At 70.8% G+C, this 15,427-nt stretch carries 15 protein-coding genes and 2 pseudogenes; 7 read left to right on the forward strand and 10 right to left on the reverse strand.

Going from position 1 to position 15,427, the window contains the following annotated elements; genetic code table 11:
* The 4 genes and pseudogenes from ACTIR_RS22125 to ACTIR_RS0107005 all read right to left on the reverse strand — a co-directional run.
* Positions 1 to 232: pseudogene (locus ACTIR_RS22125) on the reverse strand (hypothetical protein); the annotation flags it as partial.
* A 913-nt stretch (positions 233 to 1,145) separates the two neighbouring features.
* Positions 1,146 to 1,424 carry a hypothetical protein gene (locus ACTIR_RS0106995; protein ID WP_026453723.1) on the reverse strand — a complete coding sequence of 93 codons (279 nt, stop codon included), beginning with the start codon at positions 1,422 to 1,424 and terminating at the stop codon, positions 1,146 to 1,148.
* A 559-nt stretch (positions 1,425 to 1,983) separates the two neighbouring features.
* Positions 1,984 to 3,135, reverse strand: coding sequence for an EstA family serine hydrolase (locus ACTIR_RS0107000; RefSeq protein WP_026453724.1), 1,152 nt, complete (start codon positions 3,133 to 3,135; stop codon positions 1,984 to 1,986).
* The gene (locus ACTIR_RS0107005; RefSeq protein WP_026453725.1) at positions 3,132 to 4,463 is read right to left on the reverse strand and encodes a flavin-containing monooxygenase; all 1,332 of its coding nucleotides are present in this window, start codon (positions 4,461 to 4,463) and stop codon (positions 3,132 to 3,134) included. Before ACTIR_RS0107005 ends, ACTIR_RS0107000 begins: the two co-directional genes overlap by 4 nt.
* A 144-nt stretch (positions 4,464 to 4,607) precedes the next feature.
* Between ACTIR_RS0107005 and ACTIR_RS22130 the strand changes: the two genes are divergently transcribed.
* The 3 genes from ACTIR_RS22130 to ACTIR_RS0107020 all read left to right on the forward strand — a co-directional run bounded on the left by ACTIR_RS22130 (position 4,608) and on the right by ACTIR_RS0107020 (position 6,863).
* The gene (locus tag ACTIR_RS22130) at positions 4,608 to 5,276 is read left to right on the forward strand and encodes a TetR/AcrR family transcriptional regulator (RefSeq protein WP_034238782.1); all 669 of its coding nucleotides are present in this window, start codon (positions 4,608 to 4,610) and stop codon (positions 5,274 to 5,276) included.
* Between the two features lie 94 nt (positions 5,277 to 5,370).
* Positions 5,371 to 5,907, forward strand: a complete 537-nt coding sequence (locus ACTIR_RS0107015) for a dihydrofolate reductase family protein (RefSeq protein WP_026453726.1) — start codon at positions 5,371 to 5,373, stop codon at positions 5,905 to 5,907.
* A gap of 56 nt (positions 5,908 to 5,963) precedes the next feature.
* Positions 5,964 to 6,863 carry an NAD-dependent protein deacetylase gene (locus tag ACTIR_RS0107020; RefSeq protein ID WP_034238783.1) on the forward strand — a complete coding sequence of 300 codons (900 nt, stop codon included), beginning with the start codon at positions 5,964 to 5,966 and terminating at the stop codon, positions 6,861 to 6,863.
* Positions 6,864 to 6,872: 9 nt separating this feature from the next.
* Here the strand turns inward: ACTIR_RS0107020 and ACTIR_RS0107025 are convergent, their stop codons facing one another.
* Positions 6,873 to 8,384: an alpha/beta fold hydrolase gene (locus tag ACTIR_RS0107025; protein ID WP_026453728.1), complete on the reverse strand. Its 1,512-nt coding sequence runs from the start codon at positions 8,382 to 8,384 to the stop codon at positions 6,873 to 6,875.
* Positions 8,385 to 8,729: 345 nt separating this feature from the next.
* Here ACTIR_RS0107025 and ACTIR_RS0107030 point away from each other — a divergent pair, with 345 nt between their 5' ends.
* The gene (locus ACTIR_RS0107030) at positions 8,730 to 9,398 is read left to right on the forward strand and encodes an esterase/lipase family protein (protein WP_026453729.1); all 669 of its coding nucleotides are present in this window, start codon (positions 8,730 to 8,732) and stop codon (positions 9,396 to 9,398) included.
* 161 nt (positions 9,399 to 9,559) lie between these two features.
* Entirely contained in the window at positions 9,560 to 10,795 is a 1,236-nt protein-coding gene (locus tag ACTIR_RS0107035) for a S8 family serine peptidase (RefSeq protein ID WP_026453730.1), read from the forward strand.
* A gap of 157 nt (positions 10,796 to 10,952) precedes the next feature.
* Here the strand turns inward: ACTIR_RS0107035 and ACTIR_RS27675 are convergent, their stop codons facing one another.
* From ACTIR_RS27675 to ACTIR_RS0107050, 3 genes are all read right to left on the reverse strand, one after another.
* Positions 10,953 to 11,081 (reverse strand): hypothetical protein, encoded by a 129-nt coding sequence (locus tag ACTIR_RS27675; protein ID WP_267879483.1) that lies wholly within the window; start codon positions 11,079 to 11,081, stop codon positions 10,953 to 10,955.
* Positions 11,082 to 11,221: 140 nt separating this feature from the next.
* Positions 11,222 to 11,470 (reverse strand): hypothetical protein, encoded by a 249-nt coding sequence (locus ACTIR_RS0107045; protein ID WP_026453731.1) that lies wholly within the window; start codon positions 11,468 to 11,470, stop codon positions 11,222 to 11,224.
* A gap of 235 nt (positions 11,471 to 11,705) precedes the next feature.
* Complete coding sequence (locus tag ACTIR_RS0107050) at positions 11,706 to 12,485, reverse strand: dioxygenase family protein (protein WP_026453732.1); 780 nt, start codon at positions 12,483 to 12,485, stop codon at positions 11,706 to 11,708.
* A gap of 88 nt (positions 12,486 to 12,573) precedes the next feature.
* Between ACTIR_RS0107050 and ACTIR_RS0107055 the strand changes: the two genes are divergently transcribed.
* Positions 12,574 to 13,041 carry a MarR family winged helix-turn-helix transcriptional regulator gene (locus ACTIR_RS0107055; protein WP_026453733.1) on the forward strand — a complete coding sequence of 156 codons (468 nt, stop codon included), beginning with the start codon at positions 12,574 to 12,576 and terminating at the stop codon, positions 13,039 to 13,041.
* An 80-nt stretch (positions 13,042 to 13,121) separates the two neighbouring features.
* Here the strand turns inward: ACTIR_RS0107055 and ACTIR_RS0107060 are convergent, their stop codons facing one another.
* Positions 13,122 to 13,709 (reverse strand): hypothetical protein, encoded by a 588-nt coding sequence (locus ACTIR_RS0107060; protein ID WP_026453734.1) that lies wholly within the window; start codon positions 13,707 to 13,709, stop codon positions 13,122 to 13,124.
* A gap of 340 nt (positions 13,710 to 14,049) precedes the next feature.
* Between ACTIR_RS0107060 and ACTIR_RS0107065 the strand changes: the two genes are divergently transcribed.
* Complete coding sequence (locus ACTIR_RS0107065) at positions 14,050 to 15,081, forward strand: alcohol dehydrogenase catalytic domain-containing protein (RefSeq protein WP_026453735.1); 1,032 nt, start codon at positions 14,050 to 14,052, stop codon at positions 15,079 to 15,081.
* 25 nt (positions 15,082 to 15,106) lie between these two features.
* On the opposite strand, the pseudogene ACTIR_RS22135 reads toward ACTIR_RS0107065, so the two are convergent.
* Positions 15,107 to 15,427 (reverse strand): annotated as a pseudogene (locus ACTIR_RS22135) (hypothetical protein); the annotation flags it as partial.

A 15,427-nucleotide genomic window follows, 5' to 3' on the forward strand; every position in this document is an offset into this window, starting at 1 on the left:
CGCCGTCGGACGCGGCCGCGGCGCGCACCGTCGCGCACGGTACGGAGGCATCCAGATCGAGTGGGCGGCCGGTGGCCAGCGGCAGCACCGTGTTCTGCGGTGCCCGGCCGGTCTCCGGCCAGTGCACCACCGGGCGGTCCGCCTGGACCGGGGCGAGGACGGCGCCCACGCCGAGCGCGAGCGTGACCAACGCCAACCCGACGAGGACGAGATTCCTGGCGGCAGGACGCATGATCGTGGACGATCTCATGCCGCCCGCCCGCGGCGACAGGCAGATACCGCGGCGTGCGATGGCGGTAACAGCGGTCCGCGGGTGGAGCGTCCGGATGCGGTCGGAGGTCGGTTCCCGGGCGAACGGGAAAGCACGACGGGAAAAGGACGACAGGGGCTCGGACGGACTTTCCCGGAGCGGGACGTGGCCGGTCCCGCTATTCGAGGGAGAAGTCCGTGAGAATGGTGTGCCGGCCGACAGGTCGAATGGCGACATGCCGGCCGGCGACGAGAGACGAGGCTGGTTCGACGACGACTGCGGCGCGGGGTCGTCGGACCATGATCAGAGAGTGGTGTAGACGGGTTTACCGACCGATGACCTCGCCTCGGTAGGAGGCCAGGCCGCGGGCGACATCGTGAGCCTTGTTCAGCTCGGTGAAGTAGCGACGAATCGCGGCGTACAGCTTGCGCATGAACGACACCTCCCTTCGTACCGCGTCCGCCGTCCCGTCTGTTCGAGGAACCCGCGCACACTCCGACACCCGCGCTGCCGCGCTCGCACGATGCGGATTGCCGGTACTTCCCTCGGCGATGGGGGACGTGGCCCAGTCGCACTTCCAATATGCCATTCGCGCCCCTGGTCGCGCCAGTGGGAAGAATCGCAGGCCGGAGCTGTAATGAACGGGCTCCGACAAGCGATCCTCCCAAGAAGGGCGTCCACGAACGGCCACTTTCGGGTTACCCCGGCCCGCCGGAGGCGAAACGGCCCGGGCGCCCGCCGACGCGCCGCCACCTCGGAGCCTGGAGGACGCGCCGCCTACCGCGCCGTCGCCGAGGTGCTCCGTGCGGGCGCGCTCGTCCTCGGGAACAGCACCGGCGCCGCTCGACCACTGAGCGGAGCGGAGACGGCCACCTCCGTAGCGCACGTGGCCGGCTCAGAAACGCCAGGCGAAACCTGACCGTTGCCCGGGTGGACGGATGATCAAAGTCCCGGAGCTCTCGTCGGTCTCGATCACCATCTTCGTCTCGTACGTCATGCCCGGCCGTAGCCCGTCGAACGGCAACTGGCTGTCCGGGTAGCACTCGTGCGACTGCCAGCTGCTCCCTGCGTTGGTGTCGGCGACACCGTCGGATCCGACCACCGACACATCGTCGTCCGGGCGCCAGTTGTCGCCCAATCGCTGTTCCAGGTGGTGCGTCGTCGTGATCGACATATCCGCGACGAGGAAGTGGCCGGCCGCATCGGGTACGTCTCCCTGTCCTGTCCTGCGCACGAGTCCTGCGTCTCCAGGGCCGTGACGGTGAAGGTCAACTGCTCGATGCCCGCCTCATTCGAGATTTCCACCCGGTCGCCGAAGTCCGCATGCCGTTCGCTGGTCTCCAGGGTCGGAGCCGAGCTCGACGTGATCGTCCGGTCTTCGGTGCTTGTGCTGTCCGTGGCTTCTCCTCCGCAACCCACGAGCATCGCTACGGAGGAGAGCAACGCGAGGCTCGACATCCGACGGGTTCGCATGGGTCAGTCCTTGCTGGTAGCCGTGTCCGTCGACGGCTCGTCGGCCGCCGCAGCTCTTACAGAACATTCAGGAGGTGGACGGCAGCAGACATCCGCGTGATGACCGACCACCACCCACCGGGGTCAGGAGCCTGTCGTGAATAACGGGCTGGGTGTAACGGTCAGCCGGCTAGTGTTGTTGTGCCCTGGCGTGATCGCGCTGGCGGTTCGTTATACCGGCACGCGACGTCGGGCAGGCGATCCGCGGGTTCCGCGGTGTGTCACGCCGCCGGGCATGCGTACACCGCCTCGACGTAGGCGTTGGTGTTGGCCGCGCCGATCAGGTCGGGTTCCATCCGGTTCATCACGTAGGCGAAGGTCATGCGCCGGTCGAGGTCGTTGATCACGATCGATCCGCCGAACCCGCTCCACCAGCAGATCCGCCCCGCGGGCAGGGCCGGGAGAATCCCCGGGGTCGGCAGGGCGTAGCCGAGTCCGAACCGGACGGGCACGCCGAGCACCCGGTCGGTCCCGTCGGACTGGACGGTGAACACGTCCTCGAGGGTGGCCGGGGACAGATACCTCCGGCCGTCGACCGTGCCGCCGTGGGAGACGACCGACTGGGTCCGCGCGACCGAGCGCGCGTTGCCCTGGCCGCCCAGCGCGCCGAGTTCGGCCCCCAGGAACGCCCGGGTCGTGGTCACCGTGGGTGGGATGAGGGGGTTGGTCAGGGTACGCACGGGGATGCTCGTCGGATCGGGTGCGGCGTGCCCGGCACCGGAGCGGTCCGGGGGGACCGGGGTGGCCACACGGGCATCGACGGTCTCCGGTGCGCCGAGCCAGTAGTCGGCCCCGAGCGGGCCGGTGAACTCCTCGCGCAGCACGGTGCCGAGACTGCGCCCGGTGACCCGCCGCACGAGCTCGCCGACCAGGGGGCCGTGGGTCACCGCCTGGTAGCCCGAGCCCGCACCCGGCCGCCACCACGGCTGCTGGGCTGCCAGCAGGGCGGCCGCCCGCCCGGTGTCGGTGATGTCGTCGAGCGTGACGTCGGCCTCCCACCCGCACACCCCGGAGGTGTGGCCGAGGACGTGGCGCACGAGCACGTCCTGTTTGCCTGCGGCGGCGAACTCGGGCCAGTACCGCGCCACCGGCGCCTCCGGGTCGAGCGCACCGCGGTCGATCAGGGCCAGCGCGACCAGCGCCGTCATCGTCTTGGTCAGCGACCAGGTGTTGACCAGGGAGTCCCGCCGCCACGGGGTGCCGGAGTCCCGGTCGGCGAGCCCGCCCCAGAGGTCGACCCGGGTGTGGCCGTCCTCGATCACACACACCGACGCGCCCACCTCCGCGCCGTCCCGCAGTCTGCGTCGCAGCAGGTCCCGGACCGGGGCGAACCGGGGGTGGCAGGTCCCCTCGACGCCGTCGGGCGCGGTCACCGTGCGGCCGCCTTCCGCGCGGCGCGTTTGCGGCCCGCGGCGATCTCCCGGTGCAGGTCCCGGTTGTACCGGGCGAAGTCGACCTGGATGGTGTGCCGGGGTGCGGCGTAGTACTGGCCGAGATGGGCGCGCTCGTCGCGGGTGATCGCGGCGTGCATCGCGTCGACGTCCGGCAGCGCGTAGTCCCCGGTGAGGTGTGCGGCGATGAGCTTGCTCTGCTGTTCGGCCAGGTTGACGATGGTCGGCGAGGCCTGCGCCAGGCCCGCGTAGTACAGGTCGTCGATCCCGGGTCGGATCATCCGTTTGAACAGCGGCAGCCGGTGCCGGTCGTCCGGCAGCAGTTCCGGGTCGTCGAAGAACGGGAACGTCATCCGGTACCCGGTGGCGTAGACGACGACGTCGGCCTCGATGCGGGTGCCGTCCACACACACCACCGCGTCCCCGTCGAGCCGTTCGATCTCCGGCACGCACGTCAGGTCCCCGGACCCGGCCTTGACGAGGAAGTCGGCGCTGACCGAGGGGTGCGCGGCCAGCGGTTCGTGGTCCGGCTTCGGCAGCCCGTAGTCCTCCATGTTCCCGAGGCTCTTCCGGATCGCCCGGCGGGCCAGGGACAGCCCCAGCTTCTTCGGCATCCACGGCGGCATCATCATCTTGTCGGCCGGTCTGCCGCCCCGGTACTTCGACAGCACCCACACGCCCCGGCGCGCCGAGACCCACACGTGCTCGGCGATCGAGCGGTGGGACAGCTCGGCGGCGATGTCCAGGCCGGAGTTGCCCATCCCGACCACGACGACCCGCTTGCCGCGCATGTCGACGGGGGAGAACGGACTGCGGTACGAGTGGCTGTGCAGCAGCGTGCCGTCGAACGTGCCGGGGTGGTCCGGCCACCGCGGGTTCCAGTGGTGGCCGTTGGCGACCACGAGCGCGTCGTAGTGGCGGGACTCGCCGGTGTCCAGGGTGACCTCCCAGCCGCCGCCCGGTCGGCGGGCGGCGTGCTCGACGGAGGTGTTGAAGGTGATGGTCTCCCGCAGCCCGAAGTGGTCGACGTAGTCGCGGAAGTAGCGGTGGATGAGGCTGTGGTGCGGGAAGTCCGGCCAGTCCGCGCCCGCCGGGAAGTCCTCGAACTGCAGCCGGGTGGTCGAGGTGTCGATGTGCAGCGACTCGTAGCAGGCGGAGCGGCCGTTCGGGTTGCCGAAGTACCAGTTGCCGCCGACGTCGTCGGAGGCCTCGAAGCAGTCGTACGGGATGCCGTGATCGGTCAACCGCTTGGCCGTGGTGAATCCGGAACACCCCGCGCCGATGATGCAGACCGAGGGCAGGGACGTCATACGCGTGCCTCCTCACTCGTCCGAGTGGCCTGGATCACTCTGCCATGTTCGGTGACACGGTGTCCAGTGAGTGGTCACCGGGTCATCGAGCCCGGGCGGTAGCGTGGGTGCGGACGGTGGGCCGGACCCGAGCGGGAGGTACGGGTGAACGAGCGCGCGGACGGCGCGGACGGCCGCCGGGGGACCCTGCGGGACCGGCAGAAGCAGCAGACCCGCCGCACCCTGCTGGACAGCGCCAAGGCCGAGTTCGTCGCCCGCGGCTACGCCGCGGTCACCGTCGACGACATCGTCGCCGCGGCCGGGTGCAGCCGCGCGACGTTCTACCTGCACTTCACCGGCAAGCCCGACGTCCTGCACAGGATCGGCGCGGAGACGATGGAACAGCGCGCCGTCGCCGTCTACGCCGAACTCGACGGTGTGCTCGAATCCGGGTCGCGCACCGAGTTCGCCCGTTGGATGCGGCGCGCGGTGGCGTGGTTCGAGGCGAACCAGGCGATCCTGCCCGCGTGGGACGAGGCGGTCGCGCTGGAACCGGAGTTCCGCGCCGTCGCCAAACGCGCCGTCGACGAACTGCCCGCCGCGATGCCCGGATATCTGCGGCGCTGGGGAGCGCACCGCCACGGCGAGGCCTGCCTGCGGATCGAACTGCTGGTCAGCCAACTCGAACGGTTCTTCACCCGGTGGGCGGTGCAGGGCACCATCGACACCTCCGCCGATGAGGCGGCCGAGGTGCTGTGCGACATCTGGTTCCCGGCCCTGCTGCCACCCGAACACCGGCCGCCGCCGGAGGAGGAGCCGCCGGGGCACCGGTGATGAGTCACGGCGCCGTCCTCGACGCGGAACCACCGGAGGTTGTCGGACCGCACGGCTACGGTCGCGCACACGAGCGACAGCGGGAGGTGGTCCGGTGGGCAAGGTCGTCATCACGGTCCAGATGTCGGCGGATGCGAGCATCGGCCCGGACATCGGGTGGTTCGAGGGTGGGGAGCACGAGTACGCGGGCGAGCAGGAGATCCGACTCGCCGACGCGTTCCTGCTCGGCCGCAGGACGTACGAGGCGCTGGCGCCGATCTGGCTGGCGACGTCCGGCACCTTCGCCGAGAAGGTGAACGGAATCCCGAAGTACGTGGCCTCCCGGTCGGCATCGGGCGAGCCGTTGCGGTGGAACGCGACCGCCCTCGAGGGCGATCTCGCGGAGGAGGTGCGCCGCCTCAAGGGGGAGCAGGAGGGCGATCTGCTCACCTACGGCTGCGGCGAGTTCGCGTTCGAACTGGTCAGGTCGGGTCTGGCGGACGAGATCCGGTTCTGGGTCCACCCGATCGTCTGGAGCGAGTCGCGCCGACCCTTCCACGGTCTGGGTCATGTGCGGATGAGCCTCAAGGACTCCACGGTGTTCCGCAACGGTGTCGTCCGACAGACCTACGAACCGGTGTCGGTGGAGTAGCCGCTTGGCGGGCGGTGTGCGGACCGGAGGGCTGTGCCTACCCTGGACGGGTGCGGATGAGGCCGACGCTGAGCTGGACGCGGACCGGGGAACCGGCCGCCCGGACCACGGACCTGGGTGAGGTCGTGGAGACGGTGCGCCGCGGCGGGGTCGTGGTGCTCAGCGGGGCCGGGCTGTCCACCGAGTCCGGTATCCCCGACTACCGGGGCGCCGACGGGAGCCTGCGGCGGCACTCGCCGATGACGTACCAGGAGTTCGTCGCCGCGGCCGAGGGCAGGCGCCGGTACTGGGCACGCAGCCACCTCGGGTGGGCCGCCGTGGCGCGGGCCCGGCCGAACGCGGGTCACCACGCGGTCGCGGCGTTGCAGGCCGCCGGATACGTCTCCGGTGTGATCACGCAGAACGTCGACGGCCTGCACCAGGCGGCGGGCGCCGCCGACGTGGTCGAGCTGCACGGCAGCCTCGGCCGGGTGGTGTGCCTGGACTGCGGCCGGCCGGACTCCCGCGCTGCGCTCGACCGGCGGCTGCGCGCCGCCAATCCTGCTTTTCACGCGGAGACGACCCGGATCAACCCGGACGGCGACGTCGACCTGCCCGAGCAGGCGGTGCGCCGGTTCCGGCTCGTGGACTGCCCGGACTGCGGGTCGGACGTGGTGAAGCCGTCCGTGGTGTTCTTCGGTGAGAGCGTGCCCCGCGCGGTGGTGGACGACTGTTACCGCCGGGTCGACGAGGCGGAGGCCGTGCTGGTGCTCGGCTCGTCGCTGACGGTGATGTCCGGTCTGCGGTTCGTCCGGCGCGCGGCGCGGGCGGGCACGCCGGTGCTCATCGTGAACCGGGGCGAGACCCGGGGTGATCCGCACGCCCGCGCGCGGGTCGACCTCCCGCTGGGACCGGCGCTCACCGAACTGGCCGAACGGCTCGGGTGTGCGGTGCCCGAGCCCGCCCCGGCTCCGTGACACCCCGGTTCACCGCACGACGGGCAGCCGCACCGTCACGTCCGTGAGCCGTAGGGCGCCGGGGGTGCGGCTGCCGTGCAGGGCGAACATGTCCGACTGCGGACTCACGGTGAGAAACAGTGACTCGCCCTCCCGGACGGTGGTGGCCACCGACGGCAGGTCGATGCTGCGCCTGCGGTCGACGGTGGCGTATTCCTCGCGGTGGGGCAGCACGTTGTTCTGCACCACCCGCGCGTCGGCGGGGGACGTGCCGACGCTGAGTGCGAAGAACGCCCGGCTGTCCACGCCGAGTGCGGTGACCAGCGCGTCCAGCCGGGAGTTCCCGGCGAGGGTCAGTGGCCCCTCGGCGATCTCGATGCTCTGTGGCACGCCCGCCGCCGTGGTGGTGGTGATGTCGGGCAGCGTGTAGGTCGTCGTCGGGGCGACCGAGTCCACGGTGCGGCACTCCCCGCGGGCGGTCATCAGGTGGTACTGCCCGTGCCCGGAGAGCGTGCGGGGGCCGCCCTGCAGGTTCTCGGTGAGGAAACGCAGCTCCAGTTCGTCGTAATCGGCACCGCTGAGCCGTGCCGAGCACGCGTCACCGGGCTCGGCGATCCCGGCGGGGAGGACGTTCGGCAGCGCGTGTCCGCCGTTGTAGCCGACGAGCATGCTGTCGCGGCGGGCCCGGTCGGTCAACGCACGGTCGAAGTTCGCGATCGCCTCGTCCAGGGGGAACAGGTTGTCGCTGATGCCCTGCCGGAGCAGGACCGGGATGTCCAGCTTCCGGCCTTCGTCGACGTGGAAGGCCGGGCCGTTGTCCCGGAAGAAGTCGTCCATGCCGGAGGGCCAGCGCCCGGTCACCATGCCCTCGGGGAAGCCGGAGTGGACGGCGGACGTGTGCGCGTCCATGCCCGCGGCGTAGAGCAGACCGGCCCACGCGGTGCGCACCACACCGTTCGGGGCGAGGCTGTCGTTCAGCGAATGCCAGGTGATCTGCGGTGCGAGCGCGTCGAACCGGGTGCGACCGGTCTCCATGATCTCGGTGAACGCACCCGCGAACTGGTATCCACCGCCGTACGAGCCGCCGATCGCGCCGAGCACCGGGTCGTCGGGGCCGTCGCGCTTCACCCAGTCCAGCCCGGCGACGTGGTCGATGACGGCGATGACGTCCCGCCCCTCGAACGCCGGGTCCTCCACGTGCGCCTTGCCGCCGCTGTCCCCGAAGCCACGCTGGTCGATGCTGACCACACCGAAACCCGCGTCGAGGTAGCGCCGGAAGGCGGCGGGGTCGGAGGTGCGGGTCCCGCCCCAGCCGTGGCTGTGCAGCAGCACGGGAACCCGCTTCTGCGGGGAGGCCTGCGCCGGCCGGTGGACGCTCAGACAGATGTCCACCGGCCCCGGTTCCAGGACATCGGTCTCCGGGACACCCGGGATGCAGACGGTTTCCGGGTCGGGCGCGCTCCCGTCTGCCGGGGCCGGGAACGCCATCAAGGAGCCGAAGGCCAGGGCGGTCGCCGCCACGAGCCCGAGCGGTCTGCGCATCGGGAAGCCTCCTCCGCGCCGGTGCGTCGTCATGCACCCCCAACGACGCCGAGGTGAGCGAGGATCGCGTTTCGGCCGCACATCCCCGTATCGGCGGAGCACACGCTGCTCTCGGTAGCACAGGACCCGACCACTCGCGGTGTGTGCCGAAGGTGGCGTGCGGTGTGACCGGTCGCCCGGCCGATTCACGCGGATCGTCGCACGCCCCGCACCGGCCGTCATCGCGGCTGAGACCACCAGGTGAAGGTGTGGTCCACGACACATCGGCGGGTCCGCGCCGTCGTTGAACCCGGTCACCACCCGATGACTCCTCCCGACAGGGGGGAGACGACGAGAGGAACCGGCATGCGTCGTTCACGACGGCTCTCCACAGTACTGATTGCCCTTCTGGCCGCGCTGGCCATCCCGACCGCATCGGTGGCGGCGTCCGGGCACAACCCGGTGTTGTTCGTGCACGGCTGGAACAGCAGCAGTTCCGTGTGGGACGAGATGGTCGCCGACTTCAAGGCGGACGGCTACACCGACAGCGAGCTGGTGGCCTGGGACTACAACACCTCCCAGTCGAACAGGACCACCGCGGAGGAGTTCAGTGCCGTCGTCGACGACCTGCTCGCCTCGACCGGCGCGAGTGCGGTGGACGTCATCACGCACTCGATGGGCGGGTTGAACACCCGCTGGTACGTGACGTTTCTCGGCGGGACGGAGACCGTGGACGACTGGGTGTCGCTGGCGGGGCCCAACCACGGCACCGACACCGCGAACGCCTGCTGGTGGGAGTACTCCTGCTACGAGATGCGGCAGGGCTCGGACTTCCTGACCACGCTGAACGACGGTGACGAGACACCGGGCGCGACGAACTACGGCACATGGTGGTCGTCGTGCGACTCGGTCATCCGTCCGCAGGAGAGCACGATCCTGAGCGGGGCGGACAACACGCAGACCGCGTGCCTGAGCCATTCCGCCTTCACGACCGACGACACGGTCTCCGCGCAGGTGCGCGCGTTCGTCGCCTGACGCCGTCCCCGAAGACACCGTGGGGCACTTCGGCCGCCGAAGCCGGGCGCCCCACGGGAAGACCGCGCCCGGTTCCACCGATGCCGGGTGCGGGTGGCAGACCGTCGTCTCGATGTCCGGACCGGGATCGGCACGGCGGCAACGATCGAGAAGGGAAGTTCATGCGCAGAACCGCAGGAATCGTGCTGGGGGCGGCCTTGCTGGCCACCCCGGCGACGACGGCTCTCGCGGCGGCACCCCCGTCCGGTGAGGGCGAACCGGGTGCTCAGCCCTACATCGTGACCCTGGTCGAGGACGCGGACCCGCATTCGGTGGCCCGGGAACACCGGAACCGGCACGGTGCCGAGGTCGGCCACATCTACGGCACCGCGCTGCGCGGGTACGCGGCGCGGATGACCGCCGACGAGGTGGTGCGCGTCCGCTCGGACGACCGGGTGGTCGGCGTGTCCGCGGACCGCACGGTGTCGACGTTCGCCCAGAGCACTCCGACCGGCGTCGACCGGGTCGACGCCGAGCAGAGCCCGACCGCGAACATCGACGGCACCGACGACCGCGTCGACGTCGACGTCGCCGTGATCGACACCGGCGTGGACCTCGACCACCCGGATCTGAACGTGTACGAGGCCGGGGCCAAGAACTGCTCCACCGGCCGCAAGGCCGACGACGGCAACGGACACGGCACCCACGTGGCGGGCACGGTCGGGGCGCTGGACAACGACAGCGGTGTGGTCGGAGTGGCTCCCGGTGCGCGGGTGTGGCCGGTGCGCGTGCTCGACAACCGCGGCTCCGGCCGGTGGTCGGACATCATCTGCGGGATCGACTACGTCACCCAGCACGCCGACGAGATCGAGGTCGCGAACATGAGCCTCGGCGGCGCCGGGACCGACGACGGGAACTGCGGAAACACCGACGGTGACGCCATGCACCAGGCCATCTGCAACTCCGTCGCGGCCGGGGTGACCTACGCGGTCGCCGCGGGCAACGACTACGCGGACGCGTCCGGCTCGGTGCCCGCCGCCTACGACGAGGTGATCACGGTCAGCGCGCTGGCCGACTTCGACGGTCAGCCGGGCGGTGAGGCGGCGCCCACCTGCCGCGAGGACGGGGACGACACCTTCGCCGACTTCTCGAACTACGGCCAGGACGTGGATCTGATTGCTCCGGGTGTGTGCATCGAGTCGACGTGGATGAAGGGCGGGTACGACACCATCTCCGGAACGTCGATGGCGAGCCCGCACGTCGCGGGCGGCGCCGCCCTCTACGCCGCGAACAATCCCGGCGCCTCGCCGGATCAGGTCAAGTCCGCTCTGCAAAACGCGGGGACCACGGACTGGATCTGGCCGAGTGAGGACCCGGACGGCGTCCAGGAGAAGCTGCTGAACGTCGCCACCTTCTGACGTGTGCTCATCGCGGCCCACGGCCACAGGGTCGTGGGCCGCGATGAACCTCACCACCGGCCGGACGTCGCGTGGACATCATGCGGCGACCCGGTCGGAGTTCGGGGAGCAGCATGCTGCCATCTTCTTGCGAGGTGTGCGTCCGCGAACGGGGCGGTCAGCCGAACCGTACCGACCGCTTGAACAGACCGTGCCAGAATTCGTCGACGATGGACAGTGGGTGGTCGTCGCCGCCCGCGATGCCGAGCGTGACGAAGAGTCGATGCGTACCGTCGCCCGCGGACACCGGGTACTCGGGGAGGAGCGACCGGTCCTCGACGGACGGTAGGGGGACTCCCGGAGCGGGGCATGTCTTCCACCTACGGATACCGCTCGGCCAGGACCGCGGCGGGGACCATGCCACGAGAGGAAAGCGCCGGGCGAGGATCAGGATTTGCCCGCCGAACGTTCCGACCTGACGCGGAGGTGACCCGGGCCGAGACCTTGGGCAGGGTGTGTACGCACGGCGTCGATGATCCCGAGGATCGGCCCCACCAGCAGCAGGCCGGACAAACCCGCGTGGTACCACTCTCCGAGTGCGAGGCTGAACCCGAAGAAATGAGCGTTGAAAGAAAGGAGGGCGGGGTTCACCGAGAGTGCTATGTTCTTGCTGCGGATGACCGCGGTCCTGTCCATCCGGCCCTCCCGATTCGCACGGTGCCGCTGACCACGGTACCTTCTTCCCGGCCCCGTCCGGGCTGTCCCTCGTCGCGGTCGACGAGGGACAGCTGGTGGCTGTGGCACTCGTCGGTGGTGAAAAGGTCCGGTCCGCGATGGACGAAGTGCATCGCCCCGAGCAGGACCGCGGCGAGTACCACACCCACGCCGGGAAGCGCCGGATTGAGGACGGGGGAGTCGGCCGGACCTCGGCTCAGCCGAACTGCACCGAACGCTTGGCCAGACCGTGCCAGAACCCGTCGATGGTGGACCGCTGCCGGTCGAGCTCGTCGGCCGCGGTGCCGAGCGTGACGAACAACGGGGCGAAGTGTTCGGTGCGCGGGTGCGCCAGCCGGCCCGCCGGTGCCTTGTTCACGAAGTCCAGGAGGCTGTCGAGGTCGCCGTCGTCCAGCGCACGCCTGCCCCAGTCGTCGAACTCGACCGACCAGGACGGGGTGTCCGGGCTGTTCAGCGCGCGCAGGTTGTGTGTGAAGAAGCCGCTGCCGACCAGCAGCACGCCCTCGTCACGCAGCGGTGCGAGCGCCCGCCCGACACGCATCAGCTCCTGCGGATCGAGGCTCGGCATGGAGACCTGTAGGACGGGCACGTCGGCCTCCGGATACATCTCCACCAGCGGCACGTAGGCGCCGTGATCGAGCCCGCGGTCGGGCTGCTCGTCGATCGCGAGCCCGGACCCGCCGAGCAGGGCGCGGACCCGTTCGGCGAGCTGCGGAGCCCCCGGCGCCGGGTAGCGCACCGTGTAGTACCGCTCCGGAAAGCCCCAGAAGTCGTACACCAGCGGCCTCGTGGTCGTGGCGCCGATCGTCAGCGGCGCCTCCTCCCAGTGCGCGGAGACGATCAGGATGGCGCGCGGGGTGGGCAGCTCCCGCGACCACTGCGCGAGCTCGCGGGTCCAGACGGGGTCGTCCGCCAGCGGCGGGGCTCCGTGGCTCAGGTACAGGGCGGGCATCCGGTCCGTCGTGGCGGAGCTCATCACGACCACCTCCATTAATTCAAATTCGAAGTACCTCCCACTGTAGCATCGTGTAGTTCGAGTTCGAACGACTGCGTAGGATGACGGCATGGGTGAACCGCGCTGGCTGGACGAACGGGAGATGGCCGCCTGGATGGCGTTCCTGGAGGCGAGCCACCTGGTCACCCGCCGTGTGGAACAGCGGCTGCGGGAACAGGCGGACCTGTCCCATCCGCAGTACGAGATCCTGGTCCGCCTCGCCGACGCGCCGGACGGGGAGATGCGGATGTCCCAGCTGGCCGAGGAGATCGTGACCTCGAAGAGCGGGCTGACCTACCAGATCGCCCGGTTGGAGAAGGCCGGGCTGGTGCGTCGCCGCCGCTGTCCGGAGGACGACCGCGGGATCAACGCCGTGCTCACCGAACAGGGCCGGCGCACGCTCGCCGAGACCGCCCCGGACCACGTGGCGCTGGTGCGCTCGTCCCTGATCGACCTGCTCGACGCCGACCAGCTGGACTCACTCGCCGACAGCCTGCGTACCGTCGCCCGCAGACACCGCGGACACGGGGAGGAGTGACGCGCCCCGCGTGATACCGACGACCCGGGGCGGCCATCCGGGGCGACCGGCGCCCTCGGACGGTCACCGTGCCCGGCGGGTCAGTAGGTCCATTCCCAACCGTTGCTGTACTCCAGCCTTGATGTCGCCAGGATCACCGTGCCGGAGGCCTCCGGCACGACGACGTCCAGGGTCATCCGGTACTGCTGGTTCGTGCCGAACGACCGGGGCCGCTCCGTCTCGGAGTAGCAGATACCCGGCTCGGCCGGATGGGTCACGCCGTCCGACCCGAGCTCCGCGAAGTTGAAGGGGTTGAGCAGGCCGTGCAGTGCCCGGGCGATCTCCGGACCGCTGCCGGTGGCGACGCGCAGGTGCAGCCGCAGCACCGTCCCGCTGTCCGGTCCGTCCACGTACGGCTCCGCGCACCCCGGACTCACCTCGACCCTGTCCAGGACGAACGTCGCCGCCTTTTCGCCACGGCCGATCCCGGCCTCCTCACCGAGTTCCTTGACCAGGTGACCCCGTTCGTTGAGCGGTGGGACGTCCGCCCCGGCCGGATCCTGCGGGGTCTGCGACGCGGCGGAGGGCGGAGGGGCGGGCGGGTCGCCGGCGTCGGTGTCCTTCGCGCACGCGGACAGCGCCATCGCCACCGTCAACACGGCCGCGGCGGTGAGTCTTGTCGATGCCATGTGTGTCCTCCTTGTCGGTCACCGGGTAGTCCCGTCGTCCGGTCCGGGTGTTTCGCGGCGGGGAACGGGATGTGCGATTCGTTACCGGACCGACAACGGGGCGGAGGGATGATCACCCGGTGCCGCGCGGGCGCAGGGGGGACGCCTCGGACGCGCGGGCGGAACCGGTCGCCCACACCAGCGGAAACCCACCGGTCGGCGTGGGAGACCGGCGGCGTGCGGGTACGCCGGTCCGGGACACCCGGGCCCGTCGCCGTACGGACACGGCAGGCAGTCTGGAACCCGGGCGCGGCTCGGGCCGCGTCACACGGATCCGACGTGAAAGGCAGTCCACAGCAGTATGCGAGCAACCCTGATCCACGGTGCCGGCGACGTGCGTGTCGAGACGGTGCCCGACCCGGTCGTCGAGCAGCCCACGGACGCGGTGGTGCGGGTCGTGCGGGCCTGCGTGTGCGGGTCGGACCTGCACCCGTACCACTCCCTGGAGGCCCGGGAGCAGGGCATCCCGATGGGGCACGAGGCGGTCGGCGTCGTGGAGGAGACCGGCTCCGAGGTCAGCGGCGTCGGCAAGGGCGACCTGGTGGTCGTCCCGTTCGCCTTCTCGGACAACACCTGCCCGATCTGCCGGGACGGCTTCCACACCGCCTGCCCGCACGGCGGGTTCGTCTCCGGTGCCCAGGCCGAGTACCTGCGCGTGCCGCAGGCCTCGGGCACCCTGGTCACCGTCCCCGGCGGCCGCGACGGCGTGGACGACGACGTACTGGCGTCCCTGCTGACGTTGAGCGACGTGTACCTGACCGGCTACCACGCGGCGGTGATGGCGCGGGTGCGTCCCGGGCACACCGTCACCGTGATCGGCGACGGCGCCGTGGGGCTGTCCTCGGTGCTGGCCGCGAAGCGCCTCGGCGCGGAGCGGATCATCCTCATGGGCCGGCACCGGGCGCGCACCGACCTCGGCCGCGAGTGGGGCGCCACCGACGTGGTCGCCGAACGCGGCGACGAGGGCGTGGCCGCGGTCAAGGACCTCACCGACGGCCTCGGGTCGCAGGTGGTGCTGGAGGCCGTGGGGCACATGCCCGCCTACGAGCAGTCCCACGGCGTGCTGCGCCCCGGCGGCGTGATCTCCCGGGTCGGGGTGCCGCAGTACGAGATGGCCGGGGTCGGCTTCGGGTCGCTGTTCGGCAAGAACGCCACCCTCACCGGCGGTCCCGCCCCCGTGCGCGCGTACCTGGAGGAGCACATCCCGCTCGTGCTGGACCGGACCCTGGAACCGGGGCGCGTGTTCGACCGCGAACTCCCGGTGGACGACACCCCGGAGGCCTACCGGCTGATGGACTCCCGCGAGGCCCTGAAGGTGATGGTGCGGCCCTGATCCGCGCGGCGTCCGGGCGAGGGCATCAGGGTGCTGATTCGTCCTCACGCCGGTCACGGCATGTCGGCTCCGGTTTCCCGCGGGTCCCCTCCGTCGTCGATGTCCTCGCCGGATACCCGGGCAGGCCGTAGGTCCGCGCGACGGCGTGTTCGACGGCGCGGACGTCGAGGCCGCCCTGTTCAGCGATGGTGAAGCCGAGTTCGAGCAGGCGGAAGGCGATGGCGCGCAGGGCGGCGTCGGCGTCGGGGTGGCCGGTGTCCTGGCGGTGGTAGAGGGGTTCGGTCTCGGCGTCGACGGCGCGGGCGAGGCGCAGCAGCGCGGCGGGCAGGTCCCGGTGGGGCGGCGG

Source organism: Saccharomonospora iraqiensis subsp. iraqiensis (assembly GCF_000430445.1).
In the GTDB taxonomy this organism is placed as follows: domain Bacteria; phylum Actinomycetota; class Actinomycetes; order Mycobacteriales; family Pseudonocardiaceae; genus Saccharomonospora; species Saccharomonospora iraqiensis.

Coding starts and splice junctions, on each gene's coding strand:
- ACTIR_RS0107045 (WP_026453731.1), bottom strand. CDS start 11,470: ATGGACAGGACCGCGGTCATCCGCAGCAAGAACATAGCACTCTCGGTG.
- ACTIR_RS0107035 (WP_026453730.1), top strand. CDS start 9,560: ATGCGCAGAACCGCAGGAATCGTGCTGGGGGCGGCCTTGCTGGCCACC.
- ACTIR_RS0107060 (WP_026453734.1), bottom strand. CDS start 13,709: ATGGCATCGACAAGACTCACCGCCGCGGCCGTGTTGACGGTGGCGATG.
- ACTIR_RS0107050 (WP_026453732.1), bottom strand. CDS start 12,485: ATGAGCTCCGCCACGACGGACCGGATGCCCGCCCTGTACCTGAGCCAC.
- ACTIR_RS0107025 (WP_026453728.1), bottom strand. CDS start 8,384: ATGCGCAGACCGCTCGGGCTCGTGGCGGCGACCGCCCTGGCCTTCGGC.
- ACTIR_RS0107020 (WP_034238783.1), top strand. CDS start 5,964: ATGAGGCCGACGCTGAGCTGGACGCGGACCGGGGAACCGGCCGCCCGG.
- ACTIR_RS0106995 (WP_026453723.1), bottom strand. CDS start 1,424: ATGTCGATCACGACGACGCACCACCTGGAACAGCGATTGGGCGACAAC.
- ACTIR_RS0107005 (WP_026453725.1), bottom strand. CDS start 4,463: ATGACGTCCCTGCCCTCGGTCTGCATCATCGGCGCGGGGTGTTCCGGA.
- ACTIR_RS0107030 (WP_026453729.1), top strand. CDS start 8,730: ATGCGTCGTTCACGACGGCTCTCCACAGTACTGATTGCCCTTCTGGCC.
- ACTIR_RS0107055 (WP_026453733.1), top strand. CDS start 12,574: ATGGGTGAACCGCGCTGGCTGGACGAACGGGAGATGGCCGCCTGGATG.
- ACTIR_RS0107065 (WP_026453735.1), top strand. CDS start 14,050: ATGCGAGCAACCCTGATCCACGGTGCCGGCGACGTGCGTGTCGAGACG.